Below are 14,108 nucleotides of genomic sequence, written 5' to 3'. Positions count from 1 at the left end.
GCTTCCCGCCCCCATCCCCGAACCGGAAGGCGAGCAGATGGCACTCCTCACCAAGCCCATCGAGTTGGGCACCCTGTTCGACGATCTGGCCGACCGAGGCCACGCCACGGCCGTGCACCTGAGCCGGCCGCTGGACATCGCGCCCGCGCTGGGTTCCGCGCTGAACATTCCCGGCCTGGCCGGGCTCGTCCGCGATGTCGCCGGGTGGCTCGCAGCCGCCGGGGTGCGGCGCGGAGACCGGGTCGCCATCGCCAAGCGCAACCACTGGGACTATGTGCTGCTGAACTGCGCGGCGGCGCGCATCGGCGCGGTGCCCGCGTCGCTCTCCGCGAACCTGGCCCCCGACGTGCTGGAGACGCTGCTGAAGCGACTGGAGCCGGCCCTCCTGGTCACCGATTCCGCGCTGCTGGCGTCGAGCCGCGAGGCCGGCACCGACCTGACCTGTTTCGCCACCAGGACCCTGCTCGTCGACGGCGCGGCCGAGGGCACCCTGTCCATCGACGATGTACGCGGCCATGCCGCACCGCCCGCGTACCGCCCGCCCGCCGACGACCCGCTGGCCATCATGCACACCTCCGGCACCACCGGCGTGCCCAAACTCGTCGTCCACTCCACCCGTACGATCATGCGTCGCCTGGCCGGGTTCGAGGCGCACCGCTGGCCGGTGCTCGGCAGCCGTCCCGGCGACACCGTGGCCAGTGCGATCTCCTTCGCGCACGGCCGCGCGTTGGCCCAGGCCGCGAGCGTGCTGTGGCTGGCCCCCGCCAAACTCCTGGCGGTCTGCGCCCCCGACTGGGCCGAGGCCGGCCCGTTCCTGCACCGGCATCGGCCCACCACCCTCGAAGCACTGCCCGCGACCTATGTGCGCTGGCAGCGCCACGCCGAGGAGCAGGGCGGTCCGTTCGAGCGCGTCCGCCTCTACATCAGCACCTTCGACGCCATGCACCCGCCCACCGTGCGCGCCTTCCTGCACACCACGCGGCACCGTCGCCCGGTGTGGTTGCAGGGCTGGGGGCAGAGCGAGACCGGTCCGCTGACCTTCCGTTTCCTCACCCGGCGCGCCATGGCCACCGCGCACGACCGGCACCCCACCACCCGTGACCTCGGTCATCCGATCCCCACCCGCACCCGGCTGCGCGTCGTGGATCCCGAGACACTGCGACCGGTGCCGCGAGGCACCACCGGCCTGGTGTACTGCCGGACCAAGGCACTGTGCCTCGGATACGTCGGCGAGCAGAGCCGCTGGCAGGACAAGCGGGCGGGCGAGTGGTGGAACACCGGCGACGTCGGCGCCCTCACCCGCAGCGGCGGCATGCGTTTCGTGGATCGGGAGGTGGACGCCATCCCCGAGGGAAGCTGCGTCGAGTTGGAGGACGTCATCGACGACCGTATCCCCGAGGTGCTGGAGTGCGTCATCCTGAGCGTTCCCGAGCGCCCCTCCCTGCCCGTCGTGGTCACCGAGAACGGCGCACTCGATCTCGGATCGTGGCGGCGCGCCACCGCCGATCTGCCGCGGCTGGCCGACCCCGTGGTGCTGACCTGGGATGAGATACCGCGCACCGGCACCGGCAAGGTCCGCCGGATGGCTCTGCGCGACCGGCTCGGCGAGATGCGGGAGACCCACGGGACGGGCCGGTGGACGTAATCCGGTCCGGGGTGGCGGCGGGCCGGCCGCTGGCGGGGACGGCCGTGCGCGCGCTCGGCGACTCACCCGCGCTGCGGGTCGCCGTACGGCGGCTGCGCGCGCTGGGCTGCGCCGTCGAGACGGGGAACGAGTCGCCGCCGGACGGGGCACCCGCGGGGTGGCTGGGCGTCACCCGCCTTCCGTTCGCGGCGATGGGCGGTGCGCTGCCCGAGTGCCGGATCGGCTGGTCAGGGCCCGTGGCCGTGCCCATGGCCGGCGAACGCGACGTGCAGGCCGCCTGCGGGATCATGCAGGTCCACGGGCGGGCCGCCGGCGGGCCACGACCGCTGCGCGTGGACTACGTCTCCGTGTGCGCCGGGGTGCTCGCGGTCCAGGCGGTCAGCGCGGGTGTGCTGGCCCTGCTGCGCGGTGGGCCGGCCCTGGCGGCGGCCACCTCGGCCGCCCAGGCGGCGCTGCTGGCCCTCACCCAGTACGTCGCGGCGGCCACCGCCGAGCCCGGTCTCGGCTCACCCGGCCCGGCCGGGCCGGCGGGGTACGGTGCCCCGCCCTTCCGCTCGGCGGACGGCGTGCGTTTCGAGATCGAGACGCTCGACGCCGAGGACTGGAGGCGCTTCTGGACGGAACTGGGTGCCGGCCCCGCCGCGGTCGCGGCGGGCTGGCCACCGTTCCAGCAGCGCTTCGCCACCGCGACGTGCCCACTGCCCGCCGCGCTCGGGACGGCGGCGGCCGCGTTGGACTACCGGGCCGTGCGAGCCGTGGCCGAGCGCAGCGGCGTCAGCGTGCTGCCGGTGCGGGCCGCCGACGCCCCCGGTCTTCTTCCCCCCGCCCCGGCGTCGCCGTGGCGGCTGCGCGGGCGGGCCGTCACCCCCCCGGCGTCCGCCCTTCCGCCACTCGGTCCACATGACCACGCCCCGCTGGCCGGGCTGCGGGTCGTGGAGGCCACCAGCAGGGTGCAGGGCCCGCTCGCGGGACACCTGCTCGGCCTGCTCGGCGCCGAGGTCGTCCGGCTCGAACCGCCAGGAGGTGACCCCATGCGGGGAGTTCCGCCCATGGCGGGAGAGTGCTCGGCCAGGTTCCAGGCGCTGAACCGGGGAAAGCGGGTGGTCGAGGCCGATCTGAAGTCCGCGCCTGGCCGTCGTGCCGCCCTGCGGCTCGTCGCCACCGCGGACGTGTTCCTGCACAACTGGCCGCCGGGCCGTGCGGCCCGGCTCGGCCTGGACCATGAGGCCCTCGCCGTCGTGCGGCCCTGCCTGGTTCACGCGCACGCGGGGGGGTGGGCGGACCTCCTGCCCGACCCCCAGCCGTTGGGCACCGACTACCTGGTGCAGGCGTACTGCGGAGTGGCGGCCCTGGTCGGTGGCCCCGGCGAGCCGCCCGCGCCGTCCCTGCTGACCCTCACCGATGTGCTGGGCGGGCTCATCAGCGCGGAGGGGATCGTCGCCGCGCTGCTGGCCCGCGCCCGCACCGGCGCGGGGGTGCGCGCCGAGACGGCCCTGGTCGACGCGGCCCGCCTCATCCGCGACACCACCGTCCCGCACGGTAGGGGGGATGCCACGCGCACCGGCACCGAGATCGGCGCCGCGCCCGCCTGCTCACCCGCCCGGTGGCCGGGCAGGACCGGCGCCGTCACCGTGGTGACCGAGCTGGCCGAGATGGCCGCCGACCCCGCGTTCTCGGCCGCGCTCGACATCGGCGGCGAGGCCGTCTACAGCCGCGCGCCGTGGACGTTCGTCCCGGCAACCGCGCCCCTTTAGTTGGAGAACGCCCGATGAGACCCGTCAATGTGCCGCCCTGGACCTCCGCCAACGGCATCGTCCTGACCGATCGTGTTCCCGGACGGCTGCGCGTGGAGTGGACCGCGCGTGGACTGTGCCCCGGCCGGGATCTGTACACCCTGTTCGGTGAGCATGTCCGGACGGCGCCCGGCCGCCCCGCGGTCATCGACGAGGCGGGCACCCTCGATTACGCCGCGCTGGATATCCGGGTCCGCCGCGCCGCCGCCGCCCTGTCCGGGGCGGGCTGGGGCTCGGCTGACATCATCGGCGTCCTGCTGCCCAACGGACGCGACGCGGTGGTGGCCGAGCTCGCGATCGCGGCGATCGGCGCCGTGGCATTGCCCATTCCCGACGCCCGGGGGCTTCGCGACGTCGTCGCCCTGCTCGCCAGGTCCCGGGCCGGAGCCCTCATCACCGTCCCGGCCACGGTCGAGGCGACCCGCGACCGGCGGTGCGAGATGCCGCACCTTCGCGAACTGTGGACGTTCGGCCGGCCCGTGACAGGGGCGCGCGGCCTGGACCGTCCCGCAGCGAACGAGGTCCGGCGCTGGCGTCCCACCCGCCCCGACCCGGAGGCGCCCGCACGCATCCTGGTCTCCTCGGGCTCGGAGGCCGAGCCCAAGATGGTCGCCTACTCGCACAACGCGATGGCGGGCGGGCGGGGCAACTACCTGGCGGCGCTGCGGTTCGGCCCGGAGCCGATGCGCAATCTGCTGCTGGTCTCCCTGGCGTCCTCGTTCGGGTCCTGCGGGACCTCGGTGACCCTGGCCAGGCACGGCGGCACCCTCGTGCTGCTGTCCCGCTACGACCCCGCCGCCGCGCTGCGCGCGATCGAGCGGCACCGCCCCAGCCACCTGCTCGGCGTACCCACGATGCTGCGCCGCATGGCCGATCTCGACGGTCACGCCGACGCGGACCTGTCGTCCCTGCGGGCCGTGATCGCCAGCGGGGCGCCGCTGCATCAGGAGGCGTGGGACGCCTGCGTACGGCGGTTCGACCGGCCCGTCGTCAACGTCTACGGGTCCACCGACGGTGTCAACTGCCATACCGGAGACGACCCCGGCCGGTGGCGTCCCGGGCTGGCCGGTCGCCCCGACCCCGACGTGACCGAGGTGACCGTCCGGGACCGCGAAGGGCGACCGGTGCCCGCCGGGGAGATCGGGGAGATCTGGGCGCTGGGACCGATGAGCCCGCTGTGCCACGTGGCGGCACCCGAGCTGGACGACCGCTACCGGGCCGCGGGCGGGTGGGTACGCACCGGCGACCTGGGCCGGTTGGAAGCCGACGGCACGCTGTGGGTCGTCGGCCGGATCCGGCGTGTGGTGGTCAGGGGCGGGCTCAACATCTCTCCGCTCGAAGTGGAGCGCGAGCTCGGCACCCACCCCGATGTCGCGGACGTGTGCTGTGTGCCGGTCCCCGACCCGGACCTGGGTGAGCGCCTGTGCGCGTGTGTGGCCCCGAAGAACGGCGTCCCGTCGCCGTCCCCGGCCGTACTGACCGCCTACCTGCGCGACGAGCGTGGCCTGGAGCCGCGCAAACTGCCTGAACGGTTCGTGGTGCTGCCCGAACTGCCGCTCGGCCCGACCGGCAAGGTCTGCGCCGCCACCCTCGCCCGCATCGCGGCCGAGTCCGCCGTCCCCGGCTCTCTCATACCGACCGAGGAGTGACCCATGCACCCAACCGTCACCGCCGCCGGGACGAGCGCGTCGCGCTACGTCTTCGACAATCACGGTGAGCACGCCCTCGACCAGCACCGCTGCCTGGCCCGCGCCTACGACCCGATGACCACGGACCGCCTCACCCAGGCCGGGGTCGCTCCGGGGTGGCGGTGTCTGGAGGTGGGGGCGGGCGGCGGCAGTGTGGCGGTGTGGCTGGCTCGGCGGGTGAGTCCCACCGGGAGCGTGGTGGCCACCGACATCAAGCCCGAGCGCATTCCCGCCGTCCCCGGCCTTGAGATCCTGCGCCACGACATCGTGCGCGACCCGCTGCCCGAAGCCGAGTTCGACCTCGTACACGCCAGGCTGGTCCTGCTGCACCTGCCCGAACGTCTCGCCGTGCTGGACCGCCTGGTACGCGCGCTCAAACCCGGCGGCGTGCTCCAACTCGACGAGTTCGACATCACCTACGGTCCCGCGCTGCTGATGCCCGACCCCGCCGCGCGGCGGCTCTACGAGACGTTCATGGAGGCCAAGATCCGCCTGATGACCCGCGCGGGCGCCGATGTGGCGTGGGGGCGCCACGCAGCCGCCGCGATGTGCCGTGCCGGCCTGGTCGACATCGATCCGCTGCCCAGGCTGGAGCTGTGGCATTCGGATTCCCCGGGGGTGCACCTTGTCGCCCACCACACCCGGCACCTGCGTGATCAGTTCGTCCAGGAGGGGATGACCGACCGGCAACTCGCCGACGTGCGCGTCCTGCTGGCCGACCCCGGCTTCCGGGCCGGCTCGTGCGTGATCTACTCGGTGCAGGGCCGCCGCCCGATGGAGGCCCGATGAAGCCGCGCGTCAACGTGCACGCCACGGCACCGTATGTCCACTCCGTCATGACGGTCTTCGACGCGGCCGCGTGCGAGGGACTGGAGCCGGCCCTCGTCGAGCTCGTGCGGGTGCGCGCATCACAGCTCAACGGCTGCGCGTTCTGCCGTGGCCTGCACACCCGGGCCGCCCTGGACGCGGGAGAGGACCCGCGCCGTCTGGACGCCCTGTCGGCCTGGCGTGAGAGCCCACTGTTCACCGAAGCCGAAAGCGCGGCCCTGGCACTGACCGAGTCCGTGACCCTGATCGCGGAGAAGGGCGTTCCCGACGAGGTCCTCGACGCGGCCGCCGAGCACTTCGACGACACCGAACTGGTCCATCTGCTGTGGACGATCGCCGCGATCAACGCCTGGAACCGGATAGGCGTCGCCACCGCCGCGGGCGAAGTGACGTTCCGCTGATCCCGGTCCCAACCGGCGGCGTGGCCTTTCAGCCGGTGATGTTTCCGGCCGCCACCGCACCTGGGCGGCGTCTTTACCAGGGTGGACTTTCGGCCGATGCGGGACATGGACGATCAGCCGGTCGGCCGATCCGGGAGAGAGGGCGGGCAGGCCAGGGTCGGAGGCATGAGTGAATTCGTGCTTTCCGGCCACCGCCTGGTCAAACGGTTCGGACCGGCCGTCGCCCTGGCGGGGGTGGATGTCGGGATCGGCCGCGCGGAGGCTTTGGCGATCATGGGGCCGAGCGGGTCGGGGAAGTCCACTCTGCTCCACTGTCTCGCGGGCATCATGAAGCCGGATTCCGGAGAGGTGCGTCTGCTGGGAGAACGGATCGACACGATGGGGGAGCGGGCTCGCAGCACGCTGCGCCGTACCCGGTTCGGATTCGTGTTCCAGTTCGGGCAGCTCCTGCCCGAACTGCCGGCGGACGAGAACGTCGCGCTGCCGCTGATGCTCGGCGGGACGGCGCGAGGGCGGGCCGTACCGGAGGCGCGGGCGTGGTTCGGGCCGCTTGGACTGGGCGGGATGGAGGGGCGGCGGCCGGGCGAGCTGTCCGGAGGGCAGGCGCAGCGGGTCGCGATCGCCCGCGCGCTCGTCACCCGCCCCGCCGTGATCTTCGCGGACGAGCCCACCGGCGCCCTCGACCAGGCCACCGGCCATGAGATCATGCGCATCCTGGTCGAGGCCACCAAGCACAACGGCGCGTCCCTGGTCGTCGTCACCCACGACCCGGAGGTGGCCCGGTGGTGCGACCGGGTCGTCGAGGTCCGCGACGGCATGATCCTCGCCCCTGGCCAGAGGCAGGACCACCCCCAGGCGCTGTCCGGGGGGAACGCGTGAGGAACCTGCTGGAGCTGAGCTGGCGGCTGCTCCGCGGCGGCGGACGCCAGTCGATGCTGGGGACGGGGCTGACGGCCGCGGCCGTGGCGATCTCGTCGGCGCTGCTGATGTTCGCGCTGGCCGCCAACGTCGCCTTCGCGGCGCGCGCCGACCGGGAGGCGTGGCGCAACCCGGTGGAGGCCACGGGGACGCCCGTCGCGATCGAGGCCACGGCCAAGGACTACGTCCGGGACCTGAGCATCACGGTCGTGGACGTCGCGCCGCTGCGGGACGCTCCCGGGGTGAGGCCGCCGGGGATGAGCCGGATGCCCAGGCCGGGTGAGGTGTGGGTGTCGCCGGGGCTCGCGGAGCTGATGAGGGAACTGCCGGCCGGGCAGCTCGCCGCGCGCCTCCCCGGCAAGGTGGCGGGCACGATCGGGGACGACGGGCTGCTGTACCCGGACGAGCTCGTCGCCGTTGTGGGACGCACGGCCGCCGACCCCGCGATGGCGGTCTCCCGGACGGACCACCCGCTGACGTCCACGCCGCCGACGAAGATCAGTGATTTCGCGGGGAGGGCCGGTGACGAGACCGTCGTCTACCAGATCATGGCGCTCATCGCGAGCGTGCTGATGGTCGTGCCGCTGCTCGTGTTCGGGGGCGCGGCGGCCCGGCTGACCGTGGCGCGGCGGGACCAGCGGCTGGCCGCGCTGCGGCTGGTGGGGGCGACGCCGTGGCAGGTCGTCATGATGACGGTCGCCGAGGCGGTGATCACGGCGTTCGGCGGGGCCGTGCTCGGCCTGGTGCTGTACGGCGCGGCCATTCCGCTGCTGAGCCGGATCGAGATGGCCGGCGGGTCGTGGTTCGCCGCCGACCTGTGGCCCGGAATCCTCCCCGCGCTCGGCGTACTGCTGGCCGTACCCCTGCTGGTCGGCCTGTCGGCGGTGGTCGGGCTGCGGCGGGTGGTGGTCAGCCCGCTCGGGGTGGCGAAACGGGAGACGCCGCCCGCGATGCGGTTCGTCCGGGTGGTCGCGCTGTTCGTGATCCTGATCGCCGTCCCGCTGTCGTTCCGGAACACGTCGGTAACGGTCGTCGCGGGCGTGCTCGGGCTGGCCTTCCTCGGCGTCAACCTCGTCGGGCCCTGGGTGGTGGGCGTCATCGGCCGAATCACCACCCGTACGGCGCGGCGGCCCGCCAGGCTGCTGGCCGGCCGCCGCCTGGTCGACGACCCGAAGTCGGCCTGGCGGACCGTCAGCGGAGTGGCACTGACCGGCTTCATCGCCGGGTTCGTCGGGCTGCTGAGCCCGTCGTCCGACCTGCTGGGCGCTCCCCCCTCCACGGCCGGCCTGCGCCTTGTGGTCCCCGACGCCCAGGCGGCCGCCCTCGCGGAGCAGGCGAGGGAACGGCTCTCCGGAGCCGGGGTCGACGCTCACGTCACGACCTCCGGCGGGTCGGGGTCCGGCCGGGCGAAGGAGAGGACGCTCACGATCAGCCTGCCCTCGGGTGACGGATACACCGTGCGGGTCGACACCGCCCGTACGGCACTCGCCGGCCTGGTGCCGGGGCGCATCGCCACCTCGCCGGTGGACGACCAGTGGCAGGGCATCCGTCTGCTCGACGATGTCCGCACCGGGACGTTGGTCGTGCTCGGGGTCTCCTTCCTGGTGGCGATCGCGAGCGCGGGGATCACGGCTGCCTCGTCGGTGCTCGACCGGCGGCAGGCGTACGCCCTGCTCCGCCTGGCCGGGACCCCGCTCGAAGTGCTGGATCGGGCGCGGCGTACCGAGACTCTCGTTCCCCTCGCGGTGATGGGCGGCGGTTCCATCCTGATCGGCATGTTCTGCGCGTTGCCGTTCGTGTACGCGGCGATGAGCGTGAGCGGGGCGGTCACGCTGCTGACCTCTGTCGCCGTGGGGTTCGCCGGGGTGCTGGGGGCGGGCGCGTTGTCACGGCCCCTGCTCCGCTCGGTCACCGCCAACCCGGCCCCACGACCGGACTGACATCGCCGAAACCGTAGCGTCGAGATCACCGCGTGTTCGGACCGCCCTCTCCTCCGTCGATGGCGTCTCCACGGATCACACCCCCGACGAGGGCTGTCGTCGGTGGGCGGCCGAGGCGTCGGCGCAGGGCCAACGCCGGTTCTCTTCAGGGGGCGGTAACCCGTCCCATGCCGCGTCGGGGGGGGCATGGGACGGGGGTGATTCCCAGCGCTCAGGAGGTCGGCGTGGGTGAGGAGGTCGGTGACTGGCCGGGCTGGTGGTCGTGGTGCGAGCGGTCTCCCCTGCCGTGCCACTGGCCTCCCTTGCCGTGTCGGCCCTGCCCGTCGCGCATGGTCGCGTCGTGGATCGCGACGGCGGTGGCCGTGCTGCCGTCCACCTTCGCCATGACCATGACCTTCTGCCCGGTCTTCACCGCGTCGCCGTCCTCACCGCGGCGGTTGATCCGGGTGTCGCCGTTGATCGCGTACTCCTTGGTGTAGCCGTCCTCGCTCTTGACCGTGATCGAGTCCTGGTCGACGGCCGTGACGTCGCCGTACTGGGTGGCGACGGTCACGTACCTGCCCTCGCCGTCGGGCACGACGAACTCGCCGTGGATGGAAGGTCCGCCGAAGCCCATCCTGTGGCCCCGGCCCCGGTCCTGTCCCGGCGCCTTGTCGGAAGATGTCTCGGACGGGGCCGCCGACGGTGTCGCGGTGTCGCCGGCCGTGGGTGTCGAGGACGGCGAGGGCGAGGGCGAGAACGCGGCCGCGGTGGCGACGCCGGCACCCGTGACCACGACGAGTGCGGTGGTGGCGATGAGCAGTGCGGAGCGGGGGATGCGGCGCCTGGGTGGCTCGTTCGCCAGCATTTCCGCGGTGCTGAATTCGTCCGACCCAGAGGTCATCTTTCTTCCTCCCACTAGCTGTAGTAGGAGAACAATGCATCAGGCCGCCTAAAACTGCCGTAAACGCCGTTCGTGCTCCGATGATCACCCTCCGTGTGGAGCGGTCTTCGCATCGCCGGCCCCGGTCTGAGAAGGCGCCCGCGTCGATCGGAACGCGATCACGGTGGTGGAGTACCTGGATGACTGGATCGAGGCGCACGCCGTGCAGGTCAGGTCACGGCCCCTCAAATGATCATTCGGCTGTACGTCAGGCCGAACATCGGCCGGATGAGGTCGCAGGCGTACGTTCCGGTATGGCCTGGGATGCCGGCGGACCACGATCCGTTCTCCTGAACCGTGGCCCGCCGGGACACTGCTGGGCGGGGAGCCCGCTCGATCAGGTCGTGGTGCCGGTGACCGTGCTTCCCGACCTGGTGACGAAGTAGGTCACGGTCGTGCCGCTCCAGAAGTGGAGGGTGAGCGTGACCTTTGAGGCGTCGTTGACCTCGGCGAAGAATTCCGGCTTCAGCGTGATCGTGTTGGTGCTGTAGTTGGGCGCGAAGGCGACGTCGAACTCCTTGAACGACGTCCAGTTGTGGGGGCCGGCGTTGGTGCCGTTGGCGTACTTGGCCTCCATGGTGGCGAGCTGGTCACCCTTGAACGTGGTGGGGATGGCGAAGGAGCTCGTCGTTCCGCTCGCGTTCTGCACGGTCGGCGTGTCGTAGGTGACTATGTTGATCCGCCACGGGACGCCCTGGGAGAACCGAGCCGACAGCGTCGCGTTGACGCCGTAGGCCCGGGAGCCCGTCAGCCGGGTGAGCGCGGATGCGGTGAACGTGAGCTGGTCGCCCGAGACGGTGTAGTCGGTGCCGCGTACCAGATCCGTGCTGCCCTGGCGGATCCCCACGAACGAGGTGCCGTTCAGGTTCAGCGTGAGCGTCTTGCTCGTGATGGCGGACGCCTTGGCGTTGAACACCTGATCCGACGAGGCTGTCCCCGAGCGCGTCGTCCAACTGGACTTGATCTGCGCGAACAGCTCGGGGTCGGCCCACTGGAACGAGGTCCGGTTGAAGTGCTGGCCGTTGTCCCACAGCATGGTGGTGATCTGCCTGGTACGCGCGTAGTGGCCGAGGAACTCGAAGAACTTCAGTTTCTCGCCCTGTTGGATCGTGCCGGTGTGCCGGTCGAAGCCCAGCAGGCCGTACTCACCGATGATCACGGGGATGCCGCGGGTCACGAAGGCGCTGTACACCCGGTCGAAGGCGCCGGTCAGGTCCTGCTGAACGGTGGCGTCGAAGCGCGTGCCGCCGGCGACGTTGACGCTGAACGGCCAGTATCCGTAGAAGTGGACCGTCGCGATGAGGTTGGGGTCGTTCATCGCGTTGAACGTGCTGACCAGCTCGTCGACTCTGGCCTGGTCGGCCGAGGTGTGCAGGGTCGGCAGGACGAGCAGCCGAGTCGCGTTGTTGCCGCCCGACTGGCGCACGATGTTTCGGAAGGACGTGTTGAGCTCGTTCAGCAGCGTCGCGTTCTGGGCGTCTCCGGAACTGCCGGTGAAGGTCGGCTCATTGACGCTCTCGAACACCAGCTTGGCGGAGGAGTTCCGGAACGTGCTGGAGATCTGGGTCCAGATCGCGTTGTACCGAGCGAGTACGTTCGTGCGGTCGCCCGGCATGTTCTGGATCCACTGCCACGAATCGTGATGGATATTGATCATCACGTAGAAACCGTCGGCGAGGGCCCAGTCGACGACCTCTTTCACCCGGTTCATGTGCGTCGCGTTGATGGTGTAGTTGGGCGCCCCACCCTGGTACTGACCCCAGGTCACCGGGATCCGGATGCTGTTGAAGCCCTGTGCCCTGATGTTGTCGAGCAGCGCCGCCGTGATCCGCGGGTTGCCCCATGAGGTCTCGTCCGCGCCGGTGGCATCGAGGGAGTTGCCCAGGTTCCAGCCGGGCTGCATCGCGGCCACGACAGCCTGTGCGTTGCCGGGCGTCGGCGTCGGCGTCGGCGTCGGCGTCGGTGTGGGGGTGGGTGTGGGGGTCGGGGTGGGGGTGGGCGTCGGCGTCGGGGTACCGCCGCAGGCCACGCCGTTGACGGCGAAAGCGGTGGGATTGGTGTTGGTGCCGCTGTAGCTGCCGTTGAAGCCGACGGTGACGCCGGCTCCCGTGCCCAGGCCCTGGGCGTACGACGGGGCGGTCACGGTCACGCTCTGGCCCGACTGAGTCCAGGTTCCGCCCCAGCCCTGGGTGACCTGCTGGTTGCCGGGCCAGGTGTAGCGCAGCGTCCACGGGCTGACCGGGTCGCCGAGATTGTTGATCGTGATGTTGGCGCCGAACCCGCTGCCGTTGTCCCAGGCCTTGGTGTAGGTCACGGAACAGGCGACCGCCGCCTGGGCCGCGGGTGAGGTGACGGCCGCCCCGATCGCCGCCAGGAGCGCGACCGCTGTGGACAGAGCCCACAAACGCAGTGTCTTCATCTTCAAGCCTTCCATGGAGGAAACACTCATATGGGAGCGCTCCCATGTTTGGCCTGTTTCGCGCGCGTGTACAGGACGTTTCCCCAGGCCGTACCGCTGACCTGCTCCTTGGCATGAAGAATTCAGCGGAGGTATGAAAATTTCAGCGATGCAGGTGGGGCGGGCAGGCCGCCCTCATGCGCAGGAACGCCGCATTGAGGGGCTGAGGTCATTCCGGATGGTGGAAGCTGTGGTTGTTAACCACCCAACCGGCTGAAGCGCCGTGTACTCGTCGAGCACGGCCCTGGCATGTTGTCCGGGTGGCGGGGACGGACGCCCCGCAGTCGGGTGCGAAGCCGGTGTAGTCGCTCGTCGTGAAATGGGGTGAAGTGGCAGGTGAGGTGAGGAGGCTTTATCGCTGCCAAAGGGTGCATTTCAGGTTGGGAACAGGGCGCCTTGCCTGCGGAGATACCCCGCCTGAGGCAAGTGAATAGCTGATGGCAAAAGAGGACAAACCCTCACATAAGGGGGTTTCTGTAGTGAAGATTCACCGGCCGGGACGGCCGCTGATACGGTCCTTTCCGTTCTTAAGTCAACACTGGAGGGGGCAGGGGGCGGGCGAGATTCCGAAGCTCATCAGTCTACTGCTCACCCAGATGGCGGAGAATAAGCACCTTAATGCGGTGTTCACCCATCTTTTCGAGCCGGACGGATCTGAGATTTATCTCAAGCCATCCTCTGATTATCTCATTCCGGGGAAAGAAGCGAATTTCGCTACGGTTGTCGAGGCCGCACGGCGTCGCGGCGAAACCGCAATCGGCTACCGTCTCAAGCGTCATGGTGAGGAGGCGCCTTCCTGCGGGGTGCTTCTTAACCCGCCCAAATCCGACCCTCTGACGCTCGCCCAGGACGACAGCGTGATCGTCCTGGCGGAGAACTGATGTGCCCCCGGTTCCGTGGAGTCGCTCTGGTTGACTGCCGCGCCTCTGCCCCTTTCAGCGGAGGTCGGCATGTCAAGGAGATATCCCGCTGAGTTCCGCCGGAAGGTCCTGGACCTGTTGAAGGCCGGTCGTACCGTGCGAGGGGTCGCATTCGATCCACAGATCAGCCGGCCAGACGATCTGCAACCGGCGTGAGCAGGACCTGATCGATTCCGGCCGGAAGCCCGGCGTGACCTCTTCTGACAACGCGGAGCTGGTCGCGGCGCGGCGCCGGATCGCCGAGCCGGAGACCGAACCGGCCGTCACCCGACGTGTCGGCGAGCTGCTCAAGCAGGCGGTTGTCCCCAAAAGACGGTTCGTGGCCATCGCCGTGATGACCGGCGAAGGCCTGCCGGTCCAGACCGCCTGCCTGGTCATGGACGTCTCCGAATCGGGCTTCCACGCCTGGCGCAACCGGCCGCCGCCGGTCCGGGCCGTCCGGCATGTCTGACTGACCGGCATGATCCGCCAGGTCCACAGTGCCTCTCGCGGCGTCCACGGTGGCTGCCGGGTCCACGCCGAGCCGCCCCTGGACCGCCGGCATCAGCGGCCCTGGTCTGCCGGGCTGCGGCAGGACGTCCGGTCGGCTCCGTGG

At 71.0% G+C, this 14,108-nt stretch carries 11 protein-coding genes; 9 read left to right on the top strand and 2 right to left on the bottom strand.

The annotated features are described in order from the left end of the window. Positions 1 to 37: 37 nt before the first annotated feature. From ACWD3H_RS01495 to ACWD3H_RS01465, 7 genes are all read left to right on the top strand, one after another. Positions 38 to 1,645: a class I adenylate-forming enzyme family protein gene (locus ACWD3H_RS01495; protein WP_451953657.1), complete on the top strand. Its 1,608-nt coding sequence runs from the start codon at positions 38 to 40 to the stop codon at positions 1,643 to 1,645. Further along, positions 1,636 to 3,399: a CoA transferase gene (locus ACWD3H_RS01490; RefSeq protein ID WP_451953656.1), complete on the top strand. Its 1,764-nt coding sequence runs from the start codon at positions 1,636 to 1,638 to the stop codon at positions 3,397 to 3,399. Before ACWD3H_RS01495 ends, ACWD3H_RS01490 begins: the two co-directional genes overlap by 10 nt. Positions 3,400 to 3,413: 14 nt before the next feature. Next, positions 3,414 to 5,087, top strand: a complete 1,674-nt coding sequence (locus tag ACWD3H_RS01485) for a class I adenylate-forming enzyme family protein (RefSeq protein WP_451953655.1) — start codon at positions 3,414 to 3,416, stop codon at positions 5,085 to 5,087. Between the two features lie 3 nt (positions 5,088 to 5,090). After that, on the top strand, positions 5,091 to 5,915 hold the full coding sequence (locus ACWD3H_RS01480) for a class I SAM-dependent methyltransferase (RefSeq protein ID WP_451953654.1): 825 nt from the start codon (positions 5,091 to 5,093) through the stop codon (positions 5,913 to 5,915). Next, positions 5,912 to 6,355, top strand: coding sequence for a carboxymuconolactone decarboxylase family protein (locus ACWD3H_RS01475; protein WP_451953653.1), 444 nt, complete (start codon positions 5,912 to 5,914; stop codon positions 6,353 to 6,355). Before ACWD3H_RS01480 ends, ACWD3H_RS01475 begins: the two co-directional genes overlap by 4 nt. A 165-nt stretch (positions 6,356 to 6,520) precedes the next feature. After that, positions 6,521 to 7,234 (top strand): ABC transporter ATP-binding protein, encoded by a 714-nt coding sequence (locus tag ACWD3H_RS01470; RefSeq protein ID WP_451953652.1) that lies wholly within the window; start codon positions 6,521 to 6,523, stop codon positions 7,232 to 7,234. After that, complete coding sequence (locus tag ACWD3H_RS01465; RefSeq protein ID WP_451953651.1) at positions 7,231 to 9,213, top strand: FtsX-like permease family protein; 1,983 nt, start codon at positions 7,231 to 7,233, stop codon at positions 9,211 to 9,213. The genes ACWD3H_RS01470 and ACWD3H_RS01465 overlap by 4 nt, the downstream gene beginning before the upstream one ends. Before the next feature lie 211 nt (positions 9,214 to 9,424). On the opposite strand, the gene ACWD3H_RS01460 is transcribed toward ACWD3H_RS01465, so the two are convergent. After that, the gene (locus ACWD3H_RS01460; protein ID WP_451953650.1) at positions 9,425 to 10,096 is read right to left on the bottom strand and encodes a hypothetical protein; all 672 of its coding nucleotides are present in this window, start codon (positions 10,094 to 10,096) and stop codon (positions 9,425 to 9,427) included. A gap of 376 nt (positions 10,097 to 10,472) precedes the next feature. Then, positions 10,473 to 12,554: a cellulase family glycosylhydrolase gene (locus ACWD3H_RS01455; protein WP_451953649.1), complete on the bottom strand. Its 2,082-nt coding sequence runs from the start codon at positions 12,552 to 12,554 to the stop codon at positions 10,473 to 10,475. A gap of 476 nt (positions 12,555 to 13,030) precedes the next feature. Between ACWD3H_RS01455 and ACWD3H_RS01450 the strand changes: the two genes are divergently transcribed. Both ACWD3H_RS01450 and ACWD3H_RS01445 read left to right on the top strand, forming a co-directional pair. Further along, complete coding sequence (locus tag ACWD3H_RS01450; protein ID WP_451953648.1) at positions 13,031 to 13,474, top strand: hypothetical protein; 444 nt, start codon at positions 13,031 to 13,033, stop codon at positions 13,472 to 13,474. Between the two features lie 229 nt (positions 13,475 to 13,703). Beyond that, on the top strand, positions 13,704 to 13,964 hold the full coding sequence (locus tag ACWD3H_RS01445; protein WP_451953647.1) for a hypothetical protein: 261 nt from the start codon (positions 13,704 to 13,706) through the stop codon (positions 13,962 to 13,964). Positions 13,965 to 14,108 lie beyond the last annotated feature (144 nt).

It is taken from the genome of Streptosporangium sp. NPDC002607, from assembly GCF_053592655.1.
This window is presented reverse-complemented; position numbering and strand designations above follow the sequence as displayed.

Coding starts and splice junctions, on each gene's coding strand:
- ACWD3H_RS01495 (WP_451953657.1), top strand. CDS start 38: ATGGCACTCCTCACCAAGCCCATCGAGTTGGGCACCCTGTTCGACGAT.
- ACWD3H_RS01485 (WP_451953655.1), top strand. CDS start 3,414: ATGAGACCCGTCAATGTGCCGCCCTGGACCTCCGCCAACGGCATCGTC.
- ACWD3H_RS01480 (WP_451953654.1), top strand. CDS start 5,091: ATGCACCCAACCGTCACCGCCGCCGGGACGAGCGCGTCGCGCTACGTC.
- ACWD3H_RS01475 (WP_451953653.1), top strand. CDS start 5,912: ATGAAGCCGCGCGTCAACGTGCACGCCACGGCACCGTATGTCCACTCC.
- ACWD3H_RS01470 (WP_451953652.1), top strand. CDS start 6,521: ATGAGTGAATTCGTGCTTTCCGGCCACCGCCTGGTCAAACGGTTCGGA.
- ACWD3H_RS01460 (WP_451953650.1), bottom strand. CDS start 10,096: ATGACCTCTGGGTCGGACGAATTCAGCACCGCGGAAATGCTGGCGAAC.
- ACWD3H_RS01455 (WP_451953649.1), bottom strand. CDS start 12,554: ATGAAGACACTGCGTTTGTGGGCTCTGTCCACAGCGGTCGCGCTCCTG.
- ACWD3H_RS01450 (WP_451953648.1), top strand. CDS start 13,031: ATGGCAAAAGAGGACAAACCCTCACATAAGGGGGTTTCTGTAGTGAAG.